This is a genomic window from Aliibacillus thermotolerans (assembly GCF_027853235.1).
Classification (GTDB): domain Bacteria; phylum Bacillota; class Bacilli; order Bacillales; family Marinococcaceae; genus Aliibacillus; species Aliibacillus thermotolerans.
Window position 1 is genome coordinate 21,759 of the sequence record NZ_WKJG01000037.1, and the last position, 8,473, is coordinate 30,231.

Here is an 8,473-nt window from a genome sequence, read left to right on the forward strand (position 1 = left end):
AATGGCTATAGCCTATATTTCTCCGAAGACTCTGCCGCTCTCTCTGCATCCCAATTTGTAACTGGAGTATTTTCTGCCATTAATTCTACTTGTTGCATAACGGTATCTAATGCTTTTCTCGCCTGTTTTGGTGGATAGTCGTATTTTCTTAACAATCTCTTTATAATTCGGCGCATTCCTGCCCGAGCACTTTCTCTTTTATGCCAATCGATAGTCATGTTTCGCCTAATTGCTTGTGTCAATTCAAAAGCAATTTTTTTCAGAACTTCATCCTCCATTAATTCTTTCACTATATCTTCTGAAGTAAGTGCGTCGTAAAATGCAATTTCATCATCGTCTAATCCGAGATCTTCCTCTTCCTGTCTGGCTTTTTTCATATCGTTTGCCATTTTGATTAATTCTTCCATCACTTCGGCGTTTGTGATTGCTTGGTTTTTGTATTTTTTCAATGACTGTTTTAGTTTTTCGGAGTATTTTTGTGATTTGACGAGGTTGCGCTTTTCCATCGTTTTGATATTTCCTTCGAGTAATTTCTTTAACATTTCTACTGCTAAGTTTTTATGCTCATATTGTTTCACTTCTTCTAAAAATTCCTCTGATAAGATGGAAACGTCAGGGTGTTCTAAGCCCATTACTTCAAAGACGTCGACTACTTCTTCAGAGATAATGGAACGTTCCAACAATTGGCTCACACGCGCTTCTACTTCTTTTTTCGACTTTCGCTTTGGTTGTTTTGCTTGAAGCTTGTTCAAACTTGCTTTCACCGCTTTAAAGTAACTCACTTCAAGTGCTACAGCTTTTCCTTCTTCTGTGGCAGCACATAAAGAATGAGCTTTTGCTAGCTCCGTTGCAATTTGTTTAAATTCTTTTTGTTCTTTCTCGCTTTTACCGAAAATATTATTCATTCCGCCTGTAATCGCACGAATTCGTTCCGCTTGGGACTCTCCCATATAAGGAGAGTAATCAAACCCATGCATCATATCTTGTAATATTTCTAGTTTTTCTTTCATGACCGCAATAGCAGCAGAAGTATCAATGCCTGTCGTTTTCTTATCGCTATCGGTATATTGATTTAACGCTTTTTTTAAACTTTCTAAGATTCCGATGTAGTCGACAACAACCCCACCCGACTTATCTTTAAACACACGGTTTACGCGGGCGATTGCTTGCATTAAATTGTGTCCTTTCATTGGCTTATCAATATACATCGTGTGCATAGAAGGGACGTCAAATCCTGTCAGCCACATATCACGGACAATCACGATTTTTAATTCATCACTATTATCTTTCATTCGTTTTGCGAGGAGATCGCGGCGCTTTTTACCGCCAATGTGCGGTTGCAAAGCCTCTTCATCTCCTGCACTTCCGGTCATAACCACTTTAATTTTTCCTTTATTGTCGTTATCGGAATGCCAATCTGGACGGAGTTTGACAATTTCGTCGTAAAGTGCGACGCAAATACGACGGCTCATACAAACAACCATTGCTTTTCCGTCTATTGTTTTCGCTTTTTCTTCATAATGATGAATGATATCTTCTGCTAATTGTTTTAACCGATTCGGAGAACCAACAATCGCTTCCAACCTAGACCATTTCGACTTAAATTTTTCTCTTGTGGATTCTTCTTGGTCTTCTGTTATTTCTTCAAATTCTTCATCAACTTGAGCTAGCTCTTCTTCATTCGCTTCTAATCGAATAATACGGTTTTCGTAATATATTTTTACCGTTGCTTCGTCTTCCACTGCTTGGGTCATATCATAAATATCAATATAATTTCCAAAAACCGCAGGGGTAGACTTGTCCTCTAATTCAATCGGTGTTCCTGTGAAGCCGATAAATGAAGCATTTGGAAGAGCGTCACGTAAATATTTCGCATAGCCATATTTCACTGCCCCAGTCTTTGTATCTGTTTTAGCAGAAAAACCATACTGGCTGCGATGAGCTTCATCGGCAATAACAACGACATTTCTTCGGTCTGTTAAAACAGGCATTTCTCCTTCTTCTGGCTTAAACTTTTGAATGGTAGTAAAAATAATTCCCCCTGATTCTCTTTCATTCAAAAGATCATAAAGACCATGCGTTTCTTTCGTATTTTCCTTCGCTTGTTGTTTTTTCTGTTCGTCACTCAATTTCCGAACATCCGCTTGCTTCGGAGATTGTCTTAAAATGCCTTGGGACTTGGCGAAGGTTGTGAATAACTGATCATCCAAATCGTTTCGATCAGTAATGACGACTATCGTTGGATTGTTAAGGGTATTAACTAGTTGAGCAGTATAAAACACCATTGACAGACTTTTTCCTGATCCTTGGGTATGCCAAATAACACCAATTTTTCGATCACCATTTTCACTCGTCGCTGTTTTCGTATGTTCTACTGCTTTTTTGACAGCAAAATATTGATGATACGCTGCCATGATTTTAGCAATCGTCTTTTTTTCCCCAATTTTATTCCCATGTTCGTCTCGTTCTTCTTCGTGAGACTCTTGGAAAAGAATAAAGTTTTTAATAATGTCAATCAACCGCTCTTTTGTAAGCATCCCTTGAAGCAATACTTCATACTGCGGTACTTCTAACGAAGAAACATTTTCCCCGTCAACTGAGCGCCAATTCATAAACCGTTCTCGATTTGCCGTAATTGTTCCAGCCTTCGCTTTAATTCCGTCTGATAAAATACAAAAGGCATTGTAATAAAACAAAGAAGGAATATCTCGTTTGTACGTTTGAATCTGAGCATAGGCATGATCAATGCTAACATTTTCGTCCGTTGTTGATTTTAACTCAATGACAACAAATGGAATTCCATTAATGAAGATAGTAAGATCCGGACGACGTTCTTCTTTTTCCACTACCGTAAATTGATTTACAACGAGAAATTCATTATTCAATGGTTCTTCAAAATCAAGCAAAAAAGCTTTCACTGAACGATTATGACCATCAGTTTGAAAAGAAACATCAATTCCTTCGGTGATTAAGCGATGAAAATAACGATTATTCTCTTCTAAACTCGGACTGTTAAAAGTGATGATTTGACGAAAGGCTTCTTCCAATGCTTCTGGTGGTAAATCCCGATTATTTTTAAAAAGCGCATATTTCACGCGGTCTTCCAAAATAACGGTGCGGAAATCATTTCGTTCTGGATGTTCTCCCCCTGGACTAATTTCTGGACCATAAACATGTTCAAAGCCAAGTCCTTGTAAAATCTCAATCGCCGCTTCCTCTAATTTATCCTCCGTAAAATTTTCCAAATAATCATCCCCCTCTACCTCTTTCAAGTGGAATGCAATAATTACACAGTATGTTCAGTTGTCAACACCTCATCATCCAACGGGACACGAATTTCACCCGACATAAGTTTTGGAAGAAGAATATCTCGTATTTCTCTTAAGATTTGGTTTTCCTTTTCTATATTTTTCTGTTTGCTAATTAAAGGTTTTATAAATTTAGTAAATTTATCAATTAAATTGCCAAGAGGAAGAGTTAACTTATATGCTTTTAAATCCCTCATTCTTATTCCTTTTTGTACACTACCACTCGCCAATTGTTGAGCATATCCTTGTAGATTTTCGCTTAGCAGTATTAAGTATAATAATTCAGATGAAATAAAGTCGGAGGGTCTTAGTGTGAAAATAGATTCACTGATATTCCAGTTTTTTGGTGTTTCGTCAATTAGATATACCCTACCTATAGTTCCAATGCCTGAAAATAACAAATCCCCCTTTTTTAAATCCGATCTTTTATTAATAATTTTTATTGCATCATCATCTATTTTGTCACAATTATCATCTAATAAAATTTGTTGATTACTCATATTTTTAATAGTTACGTAAAAATTTTCACCTTTACCTAATACAAAATTTTTCCTTGGGTTTAATCCTGTAGTAAATTTAGATGTTAATTCTTTTAAACTCACAATTTCCCAACCCTTAGGAATCAGCCCTAACTCACTTTCAACCATTTCTCCTCCACTTGACTTATAGGGCTCTCCATTTTCATTTGGAAACTCAAAATCAACAAACCAACGTTTAAACAATGCTTGAGCCATTTCTTCAAGCTTTTCATTGATTTGATTATTTGTTTTAATTTTTTCATCTAATGAAGAAAGAACCTTAACTAAATAATCTTGTTGTTTCCGAGGTGGAAGAGAGATTTTCATATTAGCATATGTTTTTGCATTAATATTTCCTCTAGTACTACCTGATATATAAGAAGACACCCAGCCTTTATACTCATTGGAAAGAGTATAATACCTCATAAACTTAGGATTTACTTTAGATGGATCTAAGCTAAATTTGATTAAGAATCCTGCATAGACCAACTCACCGTCTGATCCATCATAAAAATAACTCCTTCCTGTGCTATTGCCTGTACGAGCAAAAACAATATCATTTGGTTGAAGTAAATATTTTTCAGCCTTTTCATCATCTACAGACTTTAAATCAGTCTTATTCAATGTACCATCATCATTTATATCTGTAATTCTCAAGTAAGTATATAAATCATCAGAATACTCTACAGCAGATGCAGCAATTCCGTAACTACCTTTACCATCTAGAGATATTTCACCTAATGTAACTTCTTTCCAACCATTAGATGTCATACCCAATCCCCCCCTAGATTTTTTCTAATCTCTTCTTCCAATCGGTGGGATTTTTCAAATAATTCTCTTAATTCACTCGTGAGGGTTTCCATTTTTTCTTCAAATGGAATTCCATCTTCTTCAACATCCCCTATTCCAACATAACGTCCCGGAGTTAACACATAGTCGTTTTGGCGGACATCCTCTATTGTGGCTGATTTACAGAACCCATTAATGTCCTCATATTCACCATCTAATTTCCGCCAATTTCGATATGTTCCTGCAATTTTTTGAATGTCATCTTCTGTTAATTCCCGCAAACGTCGGTCTACCATTTGTCCCATATTTCGCGCGTCAATAAACAATATTTCATTTTCTCTGCTCCGGTATTTCGGGTGATTTTTTTTATTTCGGCTTAAAATCCATAATGACACTGGTATGCCTGTCGAATAAAATAATTTATCCGGTAACGCAACAATAGCATCTACTAAATCTTCTTCTAGTATGTTTTTACGGATTTCTCCTTCATTGGAAGTGTTCGAACTGAGTGATCCGTTTGCTAAGACGACCCCTGCAGTTCCATTTGGGGCAAGGTGGTATATCATATGTTGTAACCATGCATAATTAGCGTTACTTGCTGGAGGGATACCGTATTTCCATCTCACATCATCTTCTAATTCACTTCCTCCCCAGTCGCTAATATTAAAAGGAGGGTTCGCTAAGATATAGTCTGCTTTTAATATTTTGTGTAAGTCTTCATGAAATGTATCTGCATGCTCTTCTCCAATATTTCCTTCTAACCCTCGAATAGCAAGGTTCATTTTACATAGTTTCCAAGTGGTAGAGTTCGATTCTTGTCCATAAATAGATAGATCTTCAATTCTTCCTTGATGTCGCTCGACAAACTTTTCACTTTGCACGAACATGCCACCACTACCGCAGCAAGGGTCATAGATACGCCCATGATAAGGTTCAATCATCTCAACTAACGTTTTTACAACGCTTTGTGGCGTATAGAATTCCCCTCCTCCTTTTCCTTCAGCACTTGCAAATTTACCTAAAAAGTATTCATACACTCGACCGAGTAAATCTTTTTCTGCTTTACTATGCAGTTTTATCGTAGAAATAAGGTCAATGAGTTCTCCTAAACGGCGTTTATCTAACTCTGGACGAGCGTACCGTTTATCTAACACTCCACGAAGGGTTGGGTTTTCTTTTTCAATTTCAATCATTGCTTCATCGATGTATTGACCAATTTTTGGGTCTTTGGCACGGTCTTTAATGTAACTCCAACGGGCTTGTTTCGGCACCCAAAAGATATTTTCATAGGTATATTCATCACGGTCCTCTTCAAAACCGGCCCCTTCTTCTACTAATTCTTGATACTTCATTTCAAATTTATCTGAAATGTACTTCAAAAAAATGAGACCTAAAACGACATGTTTATAATCTGAAGCATCCATGCTTCCGCGTAGTTTGTCTGCTGATTTCCAAAGGGTTTCTTCAAAGCCTATCTTTGCTGTCTCCATCATTAACACTCCTTTATAGTGTATCGGGTAAAGTATATGCCAATATATTTTGTTTCTCTTAAGCTCTCTACCAAAATCATTTTATTGTCTAAGTCAATATAATTATATCTTAATTAGGGAAAAGTTTCTAGTCAAATTTACTTATAATGCTTTTTTATGAATTATTTGGGAGTAAATAGTGTAATTAGTAGTATTTTCGATGATAAATGATATTGTCATTTCCTTACACAGAGGCACTTAAATAACATCTTGTCTATAAAATTGGAACCTGTAATTTCGTCGTATCATAGTTGGTTTCGTCGCATGTCCCGGTACTTTAAAATCTTCAATTTTCATGCCAATGGTTCGAACGATAGCCATTCGTCCTTTTGGAATCTCTTCGTTACAGTGGAAATATAATTGAAAGTCAAACTTGTTTACACCATCAATCACTGTTATTTCTCTCGGTTTTTCGTGTAAATATGTATTCACATACATGGGGGTAAACACTTTTTTATGGCAGAAATATTTTGAGGATAATAACTTTCGTCTTTAATCACTTCGCGAATAGATTCCTGATTTATTTCTTTGTCATTTACCTTTACTTCTAACTTCCCTTCTAAAATGGAAACAAAGAAACTGTCGCAGACACTTTTTATTATTTCTTTTTTGTTATCATAACCGTCCCGAAGAAAAGGAATAATAATTTTTAGTCGTTTTAATGGTTCCAGTTTTAATCGTAACTACCACTGATCCATTGAAGTCCAACAATCGGCCGTCTAAAGAGTTTTGGATATCCTCTCATACTAATCCCGGGACTTTCATATTATAAAATCTTTCCAATACTTTATCGAAATTCAAATCTTCAATATTAAGAATGGGAGAAAATTGCCAAAAATCACTTTTATCCCTGTGATTAATCATTCTTTCTTACTCTCCTTCTGGAAGAAAAAATTAATAGTTATGATCGTCCAACACGTCAAACAATTCACTCTCAAATTCATCTTGCTCAGGACCAGTTGAAACCCAGTCTGGTAAAACTTCTAAATAGTGCGCTAGTCCTTCCACTGTTTTATGGAATATTGGCTCATGTTGAGCTTTATCTAACAATTCGAGCACTAATTTAAAGGTGTCTAAGTACGGTTGATGTTCCGCACGATGGATGATAGTACGAAACTTTTCTATGAGCTTCGCCTTTTCAATCCCATGTTCAATTTGATTCATTTCCTCTTTATCATAAATTGGTACTTCCACCAAATCGTTCTTTTCACCAATTAAGAACTGCTCTTCATGTTTAGTAATCACTGGCTCTAAGTCTTGCTTTAATTTCTCCTTTTGAATTTCCAGTTTTTCCAATTCGGTTAGTTCTTTCGTAAAATATGTAGCCTCTATCCCAAAAATTTCTTCTAAAATAGGTAGATGTTTTTTGGGGATCTTTTGCTTTCCTTTAATCCAAAGGTTAATATTTTGCTTTTTAATACCGAGCTTTTCAGCAAGTTCTCTATGTTGCATGCCATATAAATCTAAGATGTACTCCAATCCTATCAAACGATCACCTACCTATTTATTGTCTGAATCAATAATATTATATCTTACTGGGTAAAAAGTTTCCAGCCAAAATTATCAATTTTTGTGAGTGTTAAAAAAGGACTGATCATCGTGTACCAGTCTACTGATTTGATGGAAATATTAATATTACATTGCTATCCAACCATAGGTAAAATTATTTCTTAAAGAGGACAAATGATTGCTCATTTTTCTTTTCATAAAAGAACGTCTAAACCATACCAATATATGGTAAAATAAGAATAATTATATTTTAAAAGTATGAGTGTGTAAAAGAAATTTTTACATGAATTTCAAAGCCTCCCAAAAGACTAACAACAAGAAGGAGTTATTGATTTAGTTAAATTTCTTCATCATAAACAGAAAAAAAAGAAAAAGAAAAGTTATCTTCTCTCATGGATGATATCAATAATGATAATAAAGACGCGCTCAGAGAGCTTGCCAAATAATGAAAAGTATTTCTACGGAGCACGTCATCAAAATTGTGGAGGAAACAGGCGCTCTATGGTATTAAGGATCGATCGTTCATAGACAGCGCGTTGAATCGAGCGAAAGCTACTTTCGATGGCGAGGGCTTATACCCAAATGACTGGATAACACATTTGTTGATGGGAATAAACGGGTAGGTGTGTCCGTTATACTTCACTCGTTAACTTTGGACTCAAAGTAGCCGGAGGACAATTAGATACAGATGGCAGTGAACTACTCGCCACTTAGCTAACGCTTGAAGTGGGAGCTTCTCAACTCCTCGACGAAAGCACTCTTTCGTCTCCTTGAGCGTTACTTCGGGCAGTCCCTGCCCTAGATGTCCGACGTTTCGGAG

The 8,473-nt window shown here is 36.1% G+C and carries 4 protein-coding genes and 1 pseudogene; all 5 read right to left on the reverse strand.

Going from position 1 to position 8,473, the window contains the following annotated elements; translation table 11 throughout:
• Positions 1 to 5 precede the first annotated feature (5 nt).
• Positions 6 to 3,245, reverse strand: a complete 3,240-nt coding sequence (locus GJS40_RS06205) for a type I restriction endonuclease subunit R (protein ID WP_270896974.1) — start codon at positions 3,243 to 3,245, stop codon at positions 6 to 8.
• A gap of 41 nt (positions 3,246 to 3,286) precedes the next feature.
• The gene (locus tag GJS40_RS06210; RefSeq protein WP_270896976.1) at positions 3,287 to 4,597 is read right to left on the reverse strand and encodes a restriction endonuclease subunit S; all 1,311 of its coding nucleotides are present in this window, start codon (positions 4,595 to 4,597) and stop codon (positions 3,287 to 3,289) included.
• Positions 4,587 to 6,108: pseudogene (locus GJS40_RS06215) on the reverse strand (class I SAM-dependent DNA methyltransferase). The gene GJS40_RS06210 and the pseudogene GJS40_RS06215 overlap by 11 nt, the downstream one beginning before the upstream one ends.
• Positions 6,109 to 6,342: 234 nt before the next feature.
• Positions 6,343 to 6,582, reverse strand: a complete 240-nt coding sequence (locus GJS40_RS06220; protein WP_270896978.1) for a hypothetical protein — start codon at positions 6,580 to 6,582, stop codon at positions 6,343 to 6,345.
• Positions 6,583 to 7,038: 456 nt separating this feature from the next.
• Positions 7,039 to 7,632 (reverse strand): helix-turn-helix domain-containing protein, encoded by a 594-nt coding sequence (locus GJS40_RS06225; protein ID WP_270896980.1) that lies wholly within the window; start codon positions 7,630 to 7,632, stop codon positions 7,039 to 7,041.
• Positions 7,633 to 8,473: the final 841 nt, after the last annotated feature.

Bases quoted from the DNA above. Each gene is read 5' to 3' on its own strand.
- GJS40_RS06210 (WP_270896976.1), bottom strand. From the start codon at position 4,597: ATGACATCTAATGGTTGGAAAGAAGTTACATTAGGTGAAATATCTCTA.
- GJS40_RS06220 (WP_270896978.1), bottom strand. From the start codon at position 6,582: ATGTATGTGAATACATATTTACACGAAAAACCGAGAGAAATAACAGTG.